This is a genomic window from Pseudomonas sp. MWU13-2100 (assembly GCF_023242365.1).
In the GTDB taxonomy this organism is placed as follows: Bacteria; Pseudomonadota; Gammaproteobacteria; order Pseudomonadales; family Pseudomonadaceae; genus Aquipseudomonas.
Genome location: NZ_JALLIX010000014.1, coordinates 80,474 through 96,551, shown reverse-complemented (window position 1 = coordinate 96,551; position 16,078 = coordinate 80,474). Strand labels below are relative to the sequence as shown.

Genomic DNA, 16,078 nt, shown 5'->3' with positions numbered 1-16,078 from the left:
TAGGCGCCGTGTGAAGGTTACCTGATCGTATGGGATCAGGGCAGCCAGGTCGCGCTGTTGGGCGGGTCCAGGTATTCGCCCAGGTAGCGGGCGAACTCCTCGCGGGGAATGGCCCGGGCGCCGAGGCTGTGCAGGTGATCGGTGGGCATCTGGCAGTCGATCAGGACGAACCCCGAGGCCTTGAGGTGTCGGACCAGGGTGACAAACCCGAATTTCGAGGCATTGTCGGCCCGACTGAACATGGATTCGCCGAAAAACAACCGGCCCATGGCCAGGCCGTAGAGGCCGCCCACCAACTCCGCGTTATCCCAGACCTCCACTGAGTGGGCAAAACCGCGTTCGTGCAGTTGCAGATAGGCGTTTTGCATGGCCTCGGTGATCCAGGTGCCGTCGGCATAGCTCCGAGGCGCGGCGCAGGCGCGGATCACGGCGGCGAAATCGCGATCGAAGGTGACCTGGTAGCGTTGCTGGCGCAACAGCTTGTTCAGGCTGCGGGAGATGTGTAATTCATCGGGAAACAGCACGGTGCGCGGGTCCGGCGACCACCAGAGGATCGGTTGGCCTTCGGAGAACCAGGGGAAACAGCCATGGCGATAGGCCTGGATCAGCCGATCGGCGGACAGGTCGCCGCCGGCGGCCAGTAGGCCGTTGGGTTCGCGCATGGCTTTGGCCAGGGGCGGGAAGGTCAGGGAATTGCGTTGTAACCAGGTCAGCATGGCATTCAGGCTTGAGCAGAGGAGGGGAGGGCGGTTTTATAGGCGCTACACAACCTGCGGGAGCTGGCTTGTCAGCGATGACGATGGTAAATGTTGCATCGCAATCGCCGGCAAGCCGGCTCCTACAAGGTCTGGTTGTCGTCCAGGAACTTCTCGGCGTCCAGTGCCGCCATACAGCCGGCGCCGGCCGAGGTAATCGCCTGGCGATAGACGTGGTCGGCCACATCGCCGGCGGCGAACACCCCAGGGATTTGCGTCGCCGTGGCATTGCCCTCGCTGCCACCCTGTACCCGCAAATAACCGTTGTGCATGCTCAACTGGCCCTCGAACAGATCGGTGTTGGGCTTGTGACCGATGGCGATAAATACCCCGGCCAGCTGCAGTTCGCGGGTCGCGCCGGTGTCGCTGTGGCGTAGACGGGCACCGGTGACGCCGCCGGCATCGCCGAGCACTTCATCGAGGTTCTCGTTCCAGTGCAGGCGGATATTGCCGTGGGCGGCCTTCTCGAAGAGCTTGTCCTGGAGGATCTTCTCCGCACGCAGCTTGTCCCGGCGATGCACCAGGTGCACCTCCTTGGCGATATTGGCCAGGTACAGGGCCTCCTCGACCGCGGTATTGCCGCCGCCGATCACCGCCACCACCTGGTTGCGGTAGAAGAACCCGTCACAGGTCGCGCAGGCCGAGACGCCCCGGCCGGCAAAAGCCTCCTCGGACGGCAGGCCGAGGTATTGCGCCGAGGCGCCGGTGGCGATAATCAAGGCGTCGCAGGTATAGATACCGCTGTCGCCCTCGAGGATAAACGGGCGCTGCTGCAACTTGGCGGTGTGAATGTGGTCATAGACGATCTCGGTGTCGAAACGCTCGGCGTGTTTTTGCATGCGCTCCATCAGCACCGGGCCGGTCAGTCCTTCGACGTCGCCGGGCCAGTTATCGACTTCGGTGGTGGTGGTCAGTTGACCGCCGGCTTGCAGGCCGGTAATGACCAAAGGCTTGAGGTTGGCGCGGGCGGCATATACCGCCGCACTGTAGCCGGCAGGGCCGGATCCCAGGATGATCAGGCGTGAATGCTTGGTTGCGCTCATAAAACACCTCATAAGCCTTTGTCACAAAAGAGAATGCGTGCTCAAATTGAACCGCGTGAAAAGTGCTGTCGGTTATGCTACACCCATGCGGTGACAGCGTGGCATCGGGCGGACAAATCCGTACAATGCCGGTTATGTAATGAAGCAGTGAATCATTTTGAAGAAATCCACCGCCACACCCTCTAAAGCAGTCGTTCCGCTCTGGCGGCAGCAGCTGCATTATCGCCTCAAGGAAGGTGCGCTGATCGCTATCGGCGCGTTGTGCCTGTTCCTGATGATGGCCTTGTTGACCTATGGCAAGGACGATCCGGGCTGGAGCCACAACAGCAAGATCGACAACGTGCAGAACTTCGGCGGTCCCGCCGGTTCCTACAGCGCCGACATCCTGTTCATGGTGCTGGGTTACTTCGCCTACGTATTCCCTTTGCTGCTGGCGATCAAGACCTACCAGATCTTCCGTCAACGCCATGAGCCCTGGCAATGGAGCGGCTGGCTGTTTTCCTGGCGGCTGATCGGCCTGGTGTTTCTGGTGCTGTCCGGGGCCGCGCTGGCCCATATCCATTTCCATCAGCCCTTCGGCCTGCCGGCAGGCGCGGGCGGTGCCCTGGGCGAGAGCCTCGGCAACCTGGCGAAAAACGCCCTGAATATCCAGGGCAGCACGCTGCTGTTCATCGCCCTGTTCCTGTTCGGCCTGACGGTGTTCACCGATCTGTCCTGGTTCAAGGTCATGGACGTCACCGGCAAGATCACCCTGGACCTGTTCGAGCTGTTCCAGGGCGCGCTGAATCGCTGGTGGTCGGGCCGGGTCGAGCGCAAGCAACTGGTGGCGCAACTGCGCGAGGTCGACGACCGCGTCAATGAAGTGGTGGCGCCGAGCGTCCCCGACAAGCGCGAGCAGGCCAAGGTCAAGGAACGCCTGATCGAGCGCGAGCAGGCCCTCAGCAAACACATGTCCGAGCGCGAGAAGCAGGTGCCGCCGGTGATTGCCCCGGCGCCAGTGAAACCGGTGCAGCAGAGCAAGCGCGTGGAGAAAGAGAAACAGGCGCCGTTGTTTGTCGACAGCGCGGTGGAAGGCACCTTGCCACCGATCTCGATCCTCGACCCGGCGGAAAAGAAGCAGCTCAACTACTCGCCGGAATCCCTGGCGGCCGTCGGCCACCTGCTGGAAATCAAGCTCAAGGAGTTCGGCGTCGAGGTCTCGGTGGATTCCATTCACCCGGGCCCGGTGATCACTCGTTACGAGATCCAGCCGGCGGCGGGGGTGAAGGTCAGTCGGATCTCCAACCTGGCCAAGGACCTGGCGCGTTCGCTCGCGGTCACCAGCGTACGGGTGGTGGAAGTCATCCCCGGCAAGACCACCGTGGGCATCGAGATCCCCAACGAGGACCGCCAGATCGTGCGTTTCTCCGAGGTACTGTCGACCCCGGAATACGACGACGCCAAATCCCCGGTCACCCTGGCCCTGGGTCACGATATCGGCGGCAAGCCGGTCATCACCGACCTGGCGAAGATGCCGCACCTGCTGGTGGCCGGTACCACCGGTTCCGGTAAGTCGGTGGGGGTGAACGCGATGATCCTGTCGATTCTGTTCAAGTCCGGCCCGGAAGACGCCAAGCTGATCATGATCGACCCGAAAATGCTCGAATTGTCGATCTACGAAGGTATTCCGCACCTGCTCTGCCCGGTGGTCACCGACATGAAGGATGCCGCCAACGCCCTGCGCTGGAGCGTCGCCGAGATGGAGCGACGCTACAAGCTGATGGCCAAGATGGGGGTGCGTAACCTGTCGGGCTTCAACCACAAGGTCAAGGAAGCCCAGGACGCCGGTACGCCGCTGACCGACCCGCTGTACAACCGCGAAAGCATCCACGATGAAGCGCCGTTGTTGGTGAAGCTGCCGACCATCGTCGTGGTGGTCGACGAATTCGCCGACATGATGATGATCGTCGGCAAGAAGGTCGAAGAGCTGATCGCCCGTATCGCGCAGAAGGCCCGGGCCGCCGGTATCCACCTGATCCTCGCGACCCAGCGCCCGTCGGTGGACGTGATCACCGGCCTGATCAAGGCCAACATCCCGACCCGCATGGCGTTCCAGGTGTCGAGCAAGATCGACTCGCGGACCATCATCGACCAGGGCGGTGCCGAGCAATTGCTCGGTCACGGCGACATGCTCTACATGCCGCCGGGTACCAGCCTGCCGATTCGTGTGCATGGCGCCTTCGTCTCCGACGATGAGGTCCACCGGGTGGTGGAAGCCTGGAAACTGCGCGGCGCACCGGAATACAACGACGACATCCTCAATGGTGTCGAAGAGGCCGGCAGCGGCTTCGACGGCGGCAGTGGTGGTGGCGACAGCGATGACGCCGAAGCCGACGCGCTCTACGACGAAGCCGTGCAGTTCGTCCTGGAAAGCCGCCGGGCCTCGATTTCCGCGGTGCAACGCAAGCTGAAGATCGGCTACAACCGGGCCGCCCGCATGATCGAGTCCATGGAAATGGCCGGGGTCGTGACCGCCATGAACACCAACGGCTCGCGTGAAGTACTCGCCCCCGGGCCGTCGCGCGACTGATCCGTGCCGCGTGGAGTCACGCGGCGCGCCTTTTCAACGAGTTCAATGAGGATTCCCATGCGTTTTATCCGCATGCTGTTGCTGCCGGTTCTGGCCCTGACCACGCTGTCGGCCCACGCCGATCCGAAGGACGTGGCCCGTTTGACCCAGTTGCTCGAAAAATCCCAGACCCTGACCGCGCGTTTCTCGCAGTTGACCCTGGACGGCGGCGGTACCCAGCTGCAGGAAACCGCCGGCGAGATGAGCCTCAAGCGCCCGGGCCTGTTCTACTGGCACACCGATGCGCCGCAGGAGCAGACCATGATCTCCGACGGCCAGAAAGTCACCCTATGGGACCCGGATCTGGAACAGGTCACCATCAAGAAGCTCGACCTGCGCCTGACCCAGACCCCGGCCCTGCTGCTCTCCGGTGACGTCTCCAAGATCAGCGAAAGCTTCGATATCAGTGCCAAGGAAGCCGGCGGGGTGATCGACTTCGTCCTCAAGCCGAAAACCAAGGACACCCTGTTCGACAGCCTGCGCCTGTCGTTTCGCAACGGCCTGATCAATGACATGCAACTGGTCGACAGCGTCGGCCAGCGCACCAACCTGCTGTTCACCGGGGTCAAGGCCAATGAACCCATCGACGCCGCCAAGTTCAAGTTCGACATCCCCAAGGGTGCGGACGTGATCCAGGAATAAGAGGTTTCAGACGCCCGCCATGGACCTGTTCAGCCGCGCCCCGATTGCCCAGCCCCTGGCCGCCCGTTTACGCGCGACCAACCTGGATGAATACGTCGGCCAGGAGCACCTGCTGGCTCGTGGCAAGCCGTTGCGCGAAGCCCTGGAACAGGGCGCGCTGCATTCGATGATCTTCTGGGGCCCGCCGGGCGTGGGCAAGACCACCCTGGCGCGGCTGCTGGCGGAAGTCTCGGACGCCCACTTCGAAACCGTTTCGGCGGTGCTGGCCGGGGTCAAGGAGATCCGTCAGGCGGTGGAAATCGCCAAGCAGCAGGCCGGCCAGTACGGCAAGCGCACCATCCTGTTCGTCGATGAAGTGCACCGCTTCAACAAGTCCCAGCAGGATGCCTTCCTGCCCTATGTGGAAGACGGCACGCTGATCTTTATCGGCGCCACCACGGAAAATCCCTCGTTCGAACTGAACAACGCCTTGCTCTCCCGGGCGCGGGTCTATGTGCTGAAAAGCCTCGACGACGCGGCGCTGAACAAGCTGGTGCAGCGTGCCCTGAGCGAAGAGCGCGGTCTCGGCAAGCGCCAGCTGAGCCTGGGCGAGGAAGGTTTCAAGATGCTGCTGTCGGCGGCCGATGGCGATGGCCGGAGGTTGCTCAACCTGCTGGAAAACGCCTCGGACCTGGCCGAAGACGGCGAGGAAATCGGCGTCGAGTTGCTGCAAAGCCTGCTCGGCGATACCCGTCGGCGTTTCGACAAGGGCGGCGAGGCGTTCTACGATCAGATTTCCGCCTTGCACAAGTCGGTGCGCGGCTCCAATCCCGATGGTGCCCTGTACTGGTTCGCGCGCATGCTCGACGGCGGCTGCGACCCGCTGTACCTGGCCCGCCGGGTGGTGCGCATGGCCAGCGAAGATATCGGCAATGCCGATCCACGAGCCCTGAGTCTGTGCCTGGCGGCTTGGGATGTGCAGGAGCGTCTCGGCAGCCCCGAAGGCGAATTGGCGGTGGCCCAGGCCATCACCTACCTGGCTTGCGCGCCGAAAAGCAACGCCGTCTACATGGGTTTCAAGGCGGCCATGCGTAGCGCCGCCGAGCATGGTTCGCTGGAAGTGCCGCTGCACCTGCGCAATGCGCCGACCAAGCTGATGAAACAACTGGGTTATGGCGACGAATACCGCTACGCCCATGACGAACCCGACGCCTATGCGGCGGGCGAGGACTATTTTCCCGAAGAACTGCCGCCCCAGCCCTTCTACCAGCCCGTGCCACGCGGGCTGGAACTGAAGATCGGCGAAAAGCTCAACCACCTCGCAGCCCTCGACCGCAGCAGCCCGAAACAACGGAGAAAGCCTTGATCCGCACCATCCTTGCCGTCTCCTTCGCCGGCATTATCGGCACCCTGGTGCGCTTCGCCACCGGCAATCTGATCAACGCCAATTGGCCGCGGCACTTCTATACCGCGACATTGGCCGTTAATATCGTGGGCTGCCTGGTGATTGGCGTGCTCTACGGCCTGTTTTTGCTGCGTCCCGAGGTGCCGATTGAGATCCGCGCCGGCTTGATCGTGGGATTTGTCGGCGGACTGACCACATTTTCATCCTTTTCACTGGATACGGTGCGCCTGCTGGAAAGCGGGCAGGTGCTGATCGCCCTGGGCTATGCGGCCCTCAGCGTATTCGGCGGGCTGCTCGCGACCTGGGCCGGCCTGTCCTTGACCAAACTCTGATAACGAGAAACCGACATGCTCGATTCCAAACTGTTACGTAGCAACCTTCAGGACGTAGCGGATCGCCTGGCCTCCCGTGGCTTCAGCCTCGATGTCGCCCGCATCGAAGCGCTGGAAAACCAGCGCAAGGTGGTGCAGACCCGCACCGAACAATTGCAGGCCGAGCGCAATGCGGTTTCCAAGAGTATCGGTCAGGCCAAGCAGCGCGGCGAAGACATCGCGCCGTTGATGGCCAGTGTCGAAACCATGGGTTCCGAGTTGAGCGAAGGCAAGGTCGCGCTGGATGCGATCCAGTCCGAGCTGGACCAGATTCTGCTGAATATTCCGAACCTGCCCGACGCTTCCGTACCGGTCGGTGCCGACGAAGAAGGCAACGTCGAAGTGCGCCGCTGGGGCACGCCGACCGCCTTCGATTTCCCGATCCAGGACCACGTTGCCCTGGGCGAGAAGTTCGGCTGGCTGGATTTCGAAACCGCCGCCAAGCTGTCCGGCGCCCGTTTCGCCCTGCTGCGCGGTCCGATTGCCCGCCTGCACCGCGCCCTGGCGCAGTTCATGATCAACCTGCACATCACCGAGCACGGCTACGAAGAGGCCTATACGCCTTATCTGGTCCAGGCCCCGGCCCTGCAGGGCACCGGCCAGTTGCCGAAGTTCGAGGAAGACCTGTTCAAGATCAGCCGCGAAGGCGAGGCCGACCTGTACCTGATCCCGACCGCCGAAGTGTCGCTGACCAACATCGTTTCCGGCGAAATCGTCGATTCGAAACTACTGCCGCTGAAGTTTGTCGCCCACACCCCGTGCTTCCGCAGCGAGGCCGGTGCTTCGGGGCGCGACACCCGCGGCATGATCCGCCAGCACCAGTTCGACAAGGTCGAAATGGTCCAGATCGTCGAACCGTCGACTTCCATGCAGGCCCTGGAAGGTTTGACCGCCAACGCCGAGAAGGTCCTGCAACTGCTGGAACTGCCGTACCGCGTCCTGGCCCTGTGCACTGGCGACATGGGTTTCAGCGCCGTGAAGACCTACGACCTGGAAGTCTGGGTGCCGAGCCAGGACAAATACCGTGAAATCTCGTCGTGCTCCAATTGCGGCGATTTCCAGGCCCGGCGCATGCAGGCGCGTTTCCGCAACCCGGAAACCGGCAAGCCCGAGCTGGTGCACACCCTGAACGGTTCCGGCCTGGCCGTGGGCCGTACACTGGTGGCGGTGCTGGAGAACTACCAGCAGGCCGACGGTTCGATCCGTGTACCGGAAGTGCTCAAGCCGTACATGGGCGGCATCGAGGTCATCGGCTAAATGGAATTTCTGCCGCTGTTCCACAACCTGCGCGGCCGCCGTGTGCTGGTGGTCGGCGGGGGGGAAATTGCCTTGCGCAAATCCCGCCTGCTGGCCGATGCCGGCGCGGTGCTGCGGGTTGTCGCGCCCGAGGTCGAGGGCCAGCTGCGTGAGCTGGTCAGTGGCAGCGGCGGCGAGTTGCTGTTGCGCGGTTACCTTGAGTCCGACCTCGACGGTTGCGGGCTGATCATTGCCGCCACCGACGACGAGCCGCTCAATGCCCAGGTCTCGGCGGATGCCCATCGGCGTTGCGTGCCGGTCAATGTGGTGGATGCGCCGGCCTTGTGCAGCGTGATCTTCCCGGCGATTGTCGACCGTTCGCCGTTGATCATTGCGGTTTCCAGCGGCGGCGATGCGCCGGTGCTGGCGCGTTTGATCCGGGCCAAGCTGGAAACCTGGATTCCCTCGACCTATGGTCAACTGGCCGGTTTGGCCGCGCGTTTCCGGACCCAGGTCAAAGGCCTGTTTCCGGGTGTGCAACAGCGCCGGGCGTTTTGGGAGGAGGTGTTCCAGGGCCCGATTGCCGACCGGCAACTGGCCGGGCAGGGCGCTGAAGCCGAGCGCTTGCTGCTGGAGAAAATCAATGGCGCGGCGCCGAATGCGCCAGGTGAGGTGTATCTGGTGGGCGCGGGCCCGGGTGATCCGGATTTGCTGACCTTCCGCGCCCTGCGCCTGATGCAGCAGGCGGATGTGGTGCTGTATGACCGCCTGGTGGCACCGGCGATTCTGGAACTGTGCCGGCGCGATGCGGACCGGATCTATGTCGGCAAGCGTCGCGCCGATCACGCGGTACCCCAGGACCAGATCAATCAGCAATTGGTCGAGCTGGCGAAACAGGGCAAGCGCGTGTTGCGGCTGAAGGGCGGCGATCCGTTTATCTTCGGTCGTGGCGGCGAAGAGATCGAGGAGCTGGCGGCCCAAGGCATTCCGTTCCAGGTGGTGCCGGGGATCACCGCGGCCAGCGGTTGTTCGGCTTATGCCGGGATTCCGTTGACCCATCGCGATTACGCGCAGTCGGTGCGGTTTGTCACCGGGCATTTGAAGGATGGCTCCACGGACCTGCCCTGGGCGGATCTGGTGGCGCCGGCGCAGACTTTGGTGTTCTACATGGGCCTGGTCGGGTTGCCGATGATCTGTGAGCAGTTGATTGCCCATGGTCGTTCGGCACAGACGCCGGCGGCGTTGATCCAGCAGGGCACCACGGCCAATCAGCGGGTGTTTACCGGGACCTTGGCCAACTTGCCGCAGCTGGTGGCGGAGCATGAAGTGCATGCTCCGACGCTGGTGATTGTCGGTGAAGTGGTGCGGTTGCGCGAGAAACTGGCCTGGTTCGAAGGCGCGCAATCCCAGGTTTGACACTGTTGGAGCGTGGCTTGCCTGCAAAGCTGTTGGCGGCCTCAGGGACCTCTTCGCGGGCAAGCACCGCTCCCACAGGTATTCGATCGTATGCAGCCCCTCTGTTCGACACGGACATTGTGGGAGCCGGATTTATCCGCGAAGAGGCCCTAGAGGCCGCCAACAGCTTTGCAGGCAGCCACGCTCCTACAGTTTTGTACTCTGTTACAGGTCGCGCCAGACACCGCGGCCCATCAGTTTTTCCCGATCATGGCCTTTCATGAAGTCCTGCTCCGGCCCCTTGGGCACGATCCCCGTCGGATTGATAGTCCGGTGACTGGCGTAGTAATGCCCCTTGATATGGGTAAAATCCACCGTCTCGGCCACACCCGGCCATTGGTACAGCTCCCGCAGCCAGTTCGACAGACCCGGATAATCGGCAATCCGCCGCAGGTTGCATTTGAAATGCCCGTAGTACACCGCATCGAAACGGATCAGCGTAGTGAACAGTCGTATATCCGCTTCAGTCAGATATTCCCCTGCCAGATAGCGGTTCTCCCCCAGGTGCCGCTCCAACTGCTCCAACTCACTGAACACATCATCAAAGGCTGCTTCATAGGCGCTCTGTGAAGTGGCAAACCCGGCCCGATATACCCCGTTGTTCACCGCCGGATAGATGCGCTCGTTCCAGCTGTCGATCTGCGGGTGCAAGGCTTCGGGATAGAAATCCAGCTGATTGCCCGTTATCCCATTGAACGCACTGTTGAACATCCGGATGATTTCCGACGATTCATTGCTGACGATGCGTTGCAACTGCTTGTCCCACAGCACCGGCACGGTGACGCGGCCGGTGTAGTCGGCGGTATCGGCGGTGTAGCGCTGGTGCATGAAGGCGTGGTTATCGAGTGCATCGCCGCTGGAGCCGTAGGCCTTGTCAAAGGTCCAGCCATTTTCCAGCATCAACCAACTGACCACGGACACACCGATCAGGCTTTCCAGGCCCTTGAGCTTGCGCAGGATCAGGGTGCGGTGGGCCCAGGGGCAGGCCAGGGAGACATAGAGGTGATAGCGTCCGGCCTCGGCCTTGAAGCCGCCTTCACCACTGGGGCCGGGCCTGCCGTCGGCGGTCAGCCAGTTGCGGCGTTGCGCCTGTTCGCGCTGGAAGGCGCCGTCTTTGCTGCTTTCGTACCACTGGTCATGCCAGCGGCCGTCGATCAAAAGGCCCATCGGAAACTCCTCGGCAAGTGTGCTTTGGAGTCCAGTCTAAAGGCCTTGGTTCGAATAAATAGCGCAAACCCTGGGGGTTAATCATCGATCAGATCGATCTATCCCGCGCATCCCAGTAACGACGGGCCTGTTCGAAGGCCTGTTCACGGGGTGTGCCAAGACCGCGCAGGGCCAGGGCCATGGTCGAGATCAGCGCCAGTTGCGGGTAGCTGTCCTCGACGTCACCGCGCCAGACCGCCTTGAGGTGTTCGGGCTCCAGGCTCGCCGGTTTCACATGACGCTGCTCGGACAGCGCCGGCCATTCCTCGTCCCAGCTTTCGCCGCCGGTGGTGCCGTAGAGATGGCTGCTGCTGTCCGGATTGACCTCGATTTCGCCGCCATCGCCCTTGATCACGATTACCGTGTCGCCCAGCAAACCGCTGGCGTCGCGGTGCACTGCTTGATAGCCGGGATGGAAGATGCTTTGCAGGCCGCAGCGGGCGCCCAGCGGGTTGAGCAGGCGCGCCAGGGAGTGGATCGGCGAACGCAGGCCGAGGATGTTGCGCAGGTCAATCATGCGCTGCAAGGGCGGCGCCCAGTCGCCCAGGGGCATAAAGGCGATATTGCCCTGGCCGATGGCCTGCTCGACGGCCGGCCAGTCGCGACACAGCGGAATCCGCAGGGTATCGAGCAACTGTTCGGTGTAGAGGCGGCCGGCAGTATGGGCGCCGCCGCCGTGCATGAAGATCCTGACGCCGTTCTGCGCCAGGCACTTGGCGGCCAGCAGGAACCAAGGCAGGTGGCGCTTCTTGCCGGCATAGCTTGGCCAGTCCAGGTCGATCGCCAGCTTGGGTGCCTGCAAGCGCTCGCGCAGGGCTTCGGTGAAACCGGCGAGTTCCTCCGGGCTTTCTTCCTTGTGCCGCAACAACATCAGGAAAGCCCCGAGCTGGGTGTCCTCGACCTTGCCATCCAGCAGCATGCCCATGGCCTCGCGGGCTTCTTCGCGGGTCAGGTTGCGGGCGCCGCGCTTGCCCTTGCCGAGCATACGGACGAACTGGGCGAACGGATGCTCGGCGGGCGTTTCGGTGATCAACGGCGTGTACTCGGTCATAAGCAGTTCGTCGGTTTGGGCAGGCCCGCCAGCTTGGCGGCAAGTTTGGCGGGGGTGCCTTTGAACAAGCGGTTGAGGTGCAGGCTGTTGCCTTTCTCGGCGCCCAGCTTCAAGGCGGTGTACTTGATCAGCGGGCGCGTCGCGGGAGAGAGTTCGAACTCGCGGTAGAACCCGCGCAGCAGTTCAAGGATTTCCCAGTGTTCGGCGCTCAGCTCCAGCTCTTCGCGCATGGCGAGGGCCGCCGCGACTTCCGGCGACCAGTCGCCCAGTTCGACCAGGTAGCCGTCCTTGTCCAGGGCGATGGACTGTCCATTTACCGTCAACGTGTTCATAGCCAGGTGTTGACCTTGTCGTAACGGATCGACAGTTCGACGAATGCCGGATAGTCGACGCTGGTGGCCCAACTCGGGCATTCCAGGCCTCGGGCCTGCAGGTCTTCGTCGAGCAGGAACAGGCTCAGGTCATCGGCGCGTTCTTCCAGCGCCTCAAATGGCAGGCTGCGCGGTTGCACGGCATGCACTGCGTCGCCACAGAGCAGCAGCGCATCCGCGCTGCCCAGCAGGCGCAGGCAACTGCCCAGGCGACTGTCGGTAAAAGGGGAGTGGGACAACACATGCAAGGTCGACATCAGAGGGTGATCACCTGGTCATAACGGTTAACAAGCGCACTGAGCTGTTCAGCGGTGAGCACCTCAAGGTCTTCGCCGGCGACCTGGGTCGGGAAAATCCCGCGGTCGGCCAGGCTGTCGGCGCAGGCGTACAGTTCGTCGATGCCGAACAGCGACAGGGCCTGGAGGTTGGCGGTCAGGTCTTTCTGTTGCAGGGTTTTGGCGTTCTGTCCGGGCATCAACTGGAAGACGCCGTCGTCCATGAACAGCAGACCGATGGGCAGATCGAACGCGCCGCCGGCCAGCACGATATCCAGTGCTTCACGGGCGGCCGGGCCGGCCCAGGGCGCCTGGCGGCTGACAATCAACAGGGACTTGGACATTTCAAGGCCCTCCAAAGCAGATCAAACGGTCGGCGCTTTGCACCGCGTCGTGCAACTGTCCCAGGCCGGACAAGGCCCAGGGCGCACTCAGGTTGACCGCCGAACGTTGATAACGCTGGGCTTCTTCGGCGTTCAGCACGCCGCGCCGCAAGGCCGCGGCAATGCAGACCACGCCGTCGAGCTGGTGTTCGCTGACGAAATCCGCCCATTGCCGGGGCAGGTCCAGCTCGTCCTGCGGCGTGACCACGCTGTTCGACGCGCTGTACACGCCGTCCTGGTAAAAGAACAACCGCACAATCTCATGCCCGCCGGCGAGCGCGGCCTGGGCGAACAGCAGGGCGCGGCGGGAGGAGGGCGCGTGGGGCGCGGAAAACAGCGCAATGGCAAACTTCATGGGGGACTCTGTCGGCAAACCTGCCGTCATAATAAGGCCAGAACCCCCAAGAAGCTAAATCGCGGGCAAGAAAAAGCCCGCCGAAGCGGGCTTTTTGCTTAACGGGTGCGATCAGTCATTGCGGCCCATGATGCCGAAGATCTGCAACAAGCTGATAAACAGGTTGTAGATCGACACATACAGGCTGATGGTCGCCATGATGTAGTTACGTTCGCCGCCGTGGATGATGGCGCTGGTCTGGAAGAGGATGCAGACCGAGGAGAACAGCACGAAACCGGCGCTGATCGCCAATTGCAGGCCGCTGATGTGGAAGAACATGCTGGCCAGGGTCGCGCCCAGCAGGACGAAGAAACCGACGGTGATGAAACCGCTGAGGAAACTCATGTCCTTGCGGCTGATCAACACGTAGGCCGAGAGGCCGCCGAAGACCAGGGCGGTCATGGCGAAGGCCGAGCTGACCACTTCCGCGCCGCCCTGCATGCCCAGGTAGCGGTTGAGGATCGGGCCGAGCAGATAGCCCATGAAACCGGTGAGGGCGAAGGTGGAGACCAGGCCCCAGGCCGAATCACGGAGTTTGTTGGTGAGGAAGAACAGCCCGTAGAAACCGATCAGTACCACGAACACGTTCGGGTAGCCGACGTGCATCTGCTGGGAGATATAGGCCGTCAGGCCACTGAAGGCGAGGGTGAGGGCCAGAAGGCTGTAGGTGTTGCGCAGGACGCGGCTAACTTCTAGCTGCTCAGCCTGCACGCTGTTGACGGCGTAATCCTGTTCGCGCATGGCGACACTCCTTCGGGTTTGAAATGTTCAGTCTCAAAGATCATACCAGAGGCTCTGTAACAAGCTATCACGAGAGTTTGACAGTGTGTTTCATTCCGGTATTATGGCGCCCGCAGTACATAGGAGGTGTGGCCGAGTGGTTTAAGGCAGCAGTCTTGAAAACTGCCGACTGTAACAGGTCCCAGAGTTCGAATCTCTGCGCCTCCGCCATATCGAGATACCTCAAAGCCCCGGAATCCGGGGCTTTGTCGTTTCTGGAGGGTGTCGATCGATACCCCGATCCAGGCCTTGGCCCGAGGCCGGACAATTCATTATCGGCCATCCCTGCGTCTCCGCCCGCTCGATAGGCACTCACTTCTGAGGGGGGCTTGTTGGCGCGCAATCAGAGCGCAATCCAGGACTTTTCGTACGATATGTGCTCCCATATCCTATATCTCCAACCGTCCACCAGGCATTAAGGTCCACGTGTCGCTGAATCTCAGCGATACAGGATTGGCGTCCTGGCTGGTTCGGAAGACACAAAAGCCGCCATAGCGGCTTTTCGTGTCCTGCGTGTGGCTGTCTATTATGGGCGGGCCGTATGTGGGCATCTTCGGATGCGCCGGGGTCCAACTAGCCGGTACGCCAACCCATACGGTTCCGCCCACCCTGATTGGCGTCAGGCGGCGGTTTTAACGCTAGTTGGAGAACTCATCATGATCGAACATTTCGAACCTATCCGGTTTCCCCGTCACAACCGTTTTATCCATGGCCTGATGCTGGAGTCACAAGCCTGGTTCAGCGTAACCGACCTCGGCCGCATGATGGGCCGTGCGCTGGATGAACGTCTGACCCGTAAGCTTGATGCTGATCAGCAGCGGTATCTCTGGATGAACTACCACGGCAAAATCCAGAACACCCTGATGGTCAGCGAGTCCGGTATGTATGCGCTGCTGATTCATCACCATATCCCGGAAAACCAGCACCTGCGGCAGTGGCTTAGCCTCGAAGTCATACCCGCATTGCGCAATATGTCGTCCACCGTGGCAAACCACGGCCCCAGCCTCAGTTCCCTGCAGTGGGCTGGACATTCGGTGAGCCTGTTGCACTGGCAGAACGAGCCTTGGATCAGATGGCGGGATATGCCGGTGCTGATGCCGTCGGTTGAGTGTGCTCCAACTCAGTGGCCGAACGGATCGTTGTGATTATCCGCTTGCGGTGAGCCTTACCATTGCCAAAGGAGGCAGTGGTACGGCCTTGATCTTTGGTAAGCCTGTTTTGTTGTCCCTTGTGTCCCATTCCCTTTGTCATTTGCCTTTTCAAGCTCTCAGACCAGTCGTAAATGGGGTAATGGAGCATTTAAATGGGGTATTTTATGAGGGTATTACCCTGTTTTGATTTGTGATTGCCCCATTTCGGAAAGGAGGGTTTACATTTTTATGCACTCAATTACTCCCGAGTACCTCGCCTCCCTGATGTGAAAATAGATCTGTCCCCAAAAGCCGCTCAAAAGCCGCTACGGCAAGCAGCTGTCGGAGCAGGCCCTCCTGCACCTTGAAGCCTGGCAAGCCTTGAGCAGCACGCCACGCCTTAACGGATTCCAAGATGCCTTTAGGCGAGTCGTCCTCGCCGTCCTCTGGGTAGTCGATCCAGTCAGATGCAGCGGAATTACCAGTTGCCTCAATGAAGTGTTCTAGCAATTCGTCCTGATACTCTTCTGTGCCGACAGTTCCACAGATTTCTTTGATCAATTCGAGAAATTCGTTTTCCGAGTATTCGGACAGGCTGCTTTTGAGTGCAATCATTTCGGGCTCCTGTGTGTGTCGATGTGGTGTTTTGGGGGCATGGCGCTGAGGTTGTCGCCGGAGGTGAGGGTGAGGGCGCAGCTGGCAGAGCACCGGCAGCGGATGGGATACGAGCGGGAGCTTGTGGCTGCGGCGGCTGCCTGCCGGTGATCAGTCACTCGGGTGAATTGAGCACTGCCAAGCTCATGCTGATGAACTCAAGGTTGTTGTCCTGCGGCCAGAGTGCGGCGCGGATGTTGTCGGCCACCTCGACGGAGCCGCGCAGCTCGACCCAGTTGGACAATTCCTCGATCGCGGCACCCAGGGCGAGCTGGTTCTCATTGAGCTTGGTGAGAAGGGCTGGCAGCAGGTCTGTGTTTGGCATGGTTGGGCCTCCGTA

General features: G+C 61.7%; 18 protein-coding genes and 1 tRNA gene. 8 read left to right on the top strand and 11 right to left on the bottom strand.

What is annotated here, in order from left to right; translation table 11 throughout:
* Nucleotides 1-35: 35 nt before the first annotated feature.
* Nucleotides 36-716 (bottom strand): leucyl/phenylalanyl-tRNA--protein transferase, encoded by a 681-nt coding sequence (gene aat / locus M5B99_RS12460; RefSeq protein WP_248804294.1) that lies wholly within the window; start codon nt 714-716, stop codon nt 36-38.
* Between the two features lie 122 nt (nt 717-838).
* Nucleotides 839-1,798 carry a thioredoxin-disulfide reductase gene (gene trxB, locus M5B99_RS12455; RefSeq protein WP_248804293.1) on the bottom strand — a complete coding sequence of 320 codons (960 nt, stop codon included), beginning with the start codon at nt 1,796-1,798 and terminating at the stop codon, nt 839-841.
* A gap of 157 nt (nt 1,799-1,955) precedes the next feature.
* On the opposite strand from trxB, the gene M5B99_RS12450 reads away from it, so the two are divergent.
* The 6 genes from M5B99_RS12450 to cysG are packed head-to-tail and all read left to right on the top strand — an operon-like array spanning nt 1,956 to nt 9,455.
* Entirely contained in the window at nt 1,956-4,367 is a 2,412-nt protein-coding gene (locus M5B99_RS12450; protein WP_248804292.1) for a DNA translocase FtsK, read from the top strand.
* 57 nt (nt 4,368-4,424) lie between these two features.
* Nucleotides 4,425-5,048 carry an outer membrane lipoprotein chaperone LolA gene (gene lolA, locus M5B99_RS12445; RefSeq protein ID WP_248804291.1) on the top strand — a complete coding sequence of 208 codons (624 nt, stop codon included), beginning with the start codon at nt 4,425-4,427 and terminating at the stop codon, nt 5,046-5,048.
* A gap of 19 nt (nt 5,049-5,067) precedes the next feature.
* Nucleotides 5,068-6,393 carry a replication-associated recombination protein A gene (locus M5B99_RS12440; protein ID WP_248804290.1) on the top strand — a complete coding sequence of 442 codons (1,326 nt, stop codon included), beginning with the start codon at nt 5,068-5,070 and terminating at the stop codon, nt 6,391-6,393.
* Nucleotides 6,390-6,764: a fluoride efflux transporter CrcB gene (gene crcB / locus M5B99_RS12435; protein WP_248804289.1), complete on the top strand. Its 375-nt coding sequence runs from the start codon at nt 6,390-6,392 to the stop codon at nt 6,762-6,764. Before M5B99_RS12440 ends, crcB begins: the two co-directional genes overlap by 4 nt.
* A gap of 15 nt (nt 6,765-6,779) precedes the next feature.
* The gene (gene serS, locus M5B99_RS12430) at nt 6,780-8,060 is read left to right on the top strand and encodes a serine--tRNA ligase (protein ID WP_248804288.1); all 1,281 of its coding nucleotides are present in this window, start codon (nt 6,780-6,782) and stop codon (nt 8,058-8,060) included.
* A complete protein-coding gene (gene cysG / locus M5B99_RS12425; protein ID WP_248804287.1) occupies nt 8,061-9,455 on the top strand; it encodes a siroheme synthase CysG in 1,395 nt (464 codons plus the stop codon).
* A 204-nt stretch (nt 9,456-9,659) separates the two neighbouring features.
* Here the strand turns inward: cysG and M5B99_RS12420 are convergent, their stop codons facing one another.
* From M5B99_RS12420 to M5B99_RS12390, 7 genes are all read right to left on the bottom strand, one after another.
* Nucleotides 9,660-10,661 (bottom strand): glutathione S-transferase family protein, encoded by a 1,002-nt coding sequence (locus tag M5B99_RS12420; RefSeq protein WP_248804286.1) that lies wholly within the window; start codon nt 10,659-10,661, stop codon nt 9,660-9,662.
* 88 nt (nt 10,662-10,749) lie between these two features.
* Entirely contained in the window at nt 10,750-11,751 is a 1,002-nt protein-coding gene (locus tag M5B99_RS12415; protein WP_248804285.1) for a glycosyl transferase family protein, read from the bottom strand.
* Complete coding sequence (locus M5B99_RS12410) at nt 11,748-12,083, bottom strand: TusE/DsrC/DsvC family sulfur relay protein (protein WP_248804284.1); 336 nt, start codon at nt 12,081-12,083, stop codon at nt 11,748-11,750. The genes M5B99_RS12415 and M5B99_RS12410 overlap by 4 nt, the downstream gene beginning before the upstream one ends.
* On the bottom strand, nt 12,080-12,379 hold the full coding sequence (gene tusB / locus M5B99_RS12405) for a sulfurtransferase complex subunit TusB (RefSeq protein WP_248804283.1): 300 nt from the start codon (nt 12,377-12,379) through the stop codon (nt 12,080-12,082). The genes M5B99_RS12410 and tusB overlap by 4 nt, the downstream gene beginning before the upstream one ends.
* The gene (gene tusC, locus M5B99_RS12400) at nt 12,379-12,741 is read right to left on the bottom strand and encodes a sulfurtransferase complex subunit TusC (RefSeq protein ID WP_248804282.1); all 363 of its coding nucleotides are present in this window, start codon (nt 12,739-12,741) and stop codon (nt 12,379-12,381) included. The genes tusB and tusC overlap by 1 nt, the downstream gene beginning before the upstream one ends.
* A 1-nt stretch (nt 12,742) precedes the next feature.
* Nucleotides 12,743-13,135 (bottom strand): sulfurtransferase complex subunit TusD, encoded by a 393-nt coding sequence (gene tusD, locus M5B99_RS12395; RefSeq protein ID WP_248804281.1) that lies wholly within the window; start codon nt 13,133-13,135, stop codon nt 12,743-12,745.
* A 111-nt stretch (nt 13,136-13,246) separates the two neighbouring features.
* Nucleotides 13,247-13,915 (bottom strand): Bax inhibitor-1/YccA family protein, encoded by a 669-nt coding sequence (locus M5B99_RS12390; RefSeq protein ID WP_248804280.1) that lies wholly within the window; start codon nt 13,913-13,915, stop codon nt 13,247-13,249.
* A 122-nt stretch (nt 13,916-14,037) separates the two neighbouring features.
* On the opposite strand from M5B99_RS12390, the gene M5B99_RS12385 reads away from it, so the two are divergent.
* Nucleotides 14,038-14,125: transfer RNA gene (locus M5B99_RS12385), tRNA-Ser, on the top strand.
* A gap of 485 nt (nt 14,126-14,610) precedes the next feature.
* Nucleotides 14,611-15,099, top strand: coding sequence for a BRO family protein (locus M5B99_RS12380; RefSeq protein WP_248804279.1), 489 nt, complete (start codon nt 14,611-14,613; stop codon nt 15,097-15,099).
* Between the two features lie 240 nt (nt 15,100-15,339).
* On the opposite strand, the gene M5B99_RS12375 is transcribed toward M5B99_RS12380, so the two are convergent.
* Together M5B99_RS12375 and M5B99_RS12370 are read right to left on the bottom strand one after the other, a co-directional pair.
* Nucleotides 15,340-15,699 carry a bacteriocin immunity protein gene (locus M5B99_RS12375; RefSeq protein WP_248804278.1) on the bottom strand — a complete coding sequence of 120 codons (360 nt, stop codon included), beginning with the start codon at nt 15,697-15,699 and terminating at the stop codon, nt 15,340-15,342.
* A gap of 154 nt (nt 15,700-15,853) precedes the next feature.
* Complete coding sequence (locus M5B99_RS12370) at nt 15,854-16,063, bottom strand: hypothetical protein (RefSeq protein ID WP_248804277.1); 210 nt, start codon at nt 16,061-16,063, stop codon at nt 15,854-15,856.
* Nucleotides 16,064-16,078 lie beyond the last annotated feature (15 nt).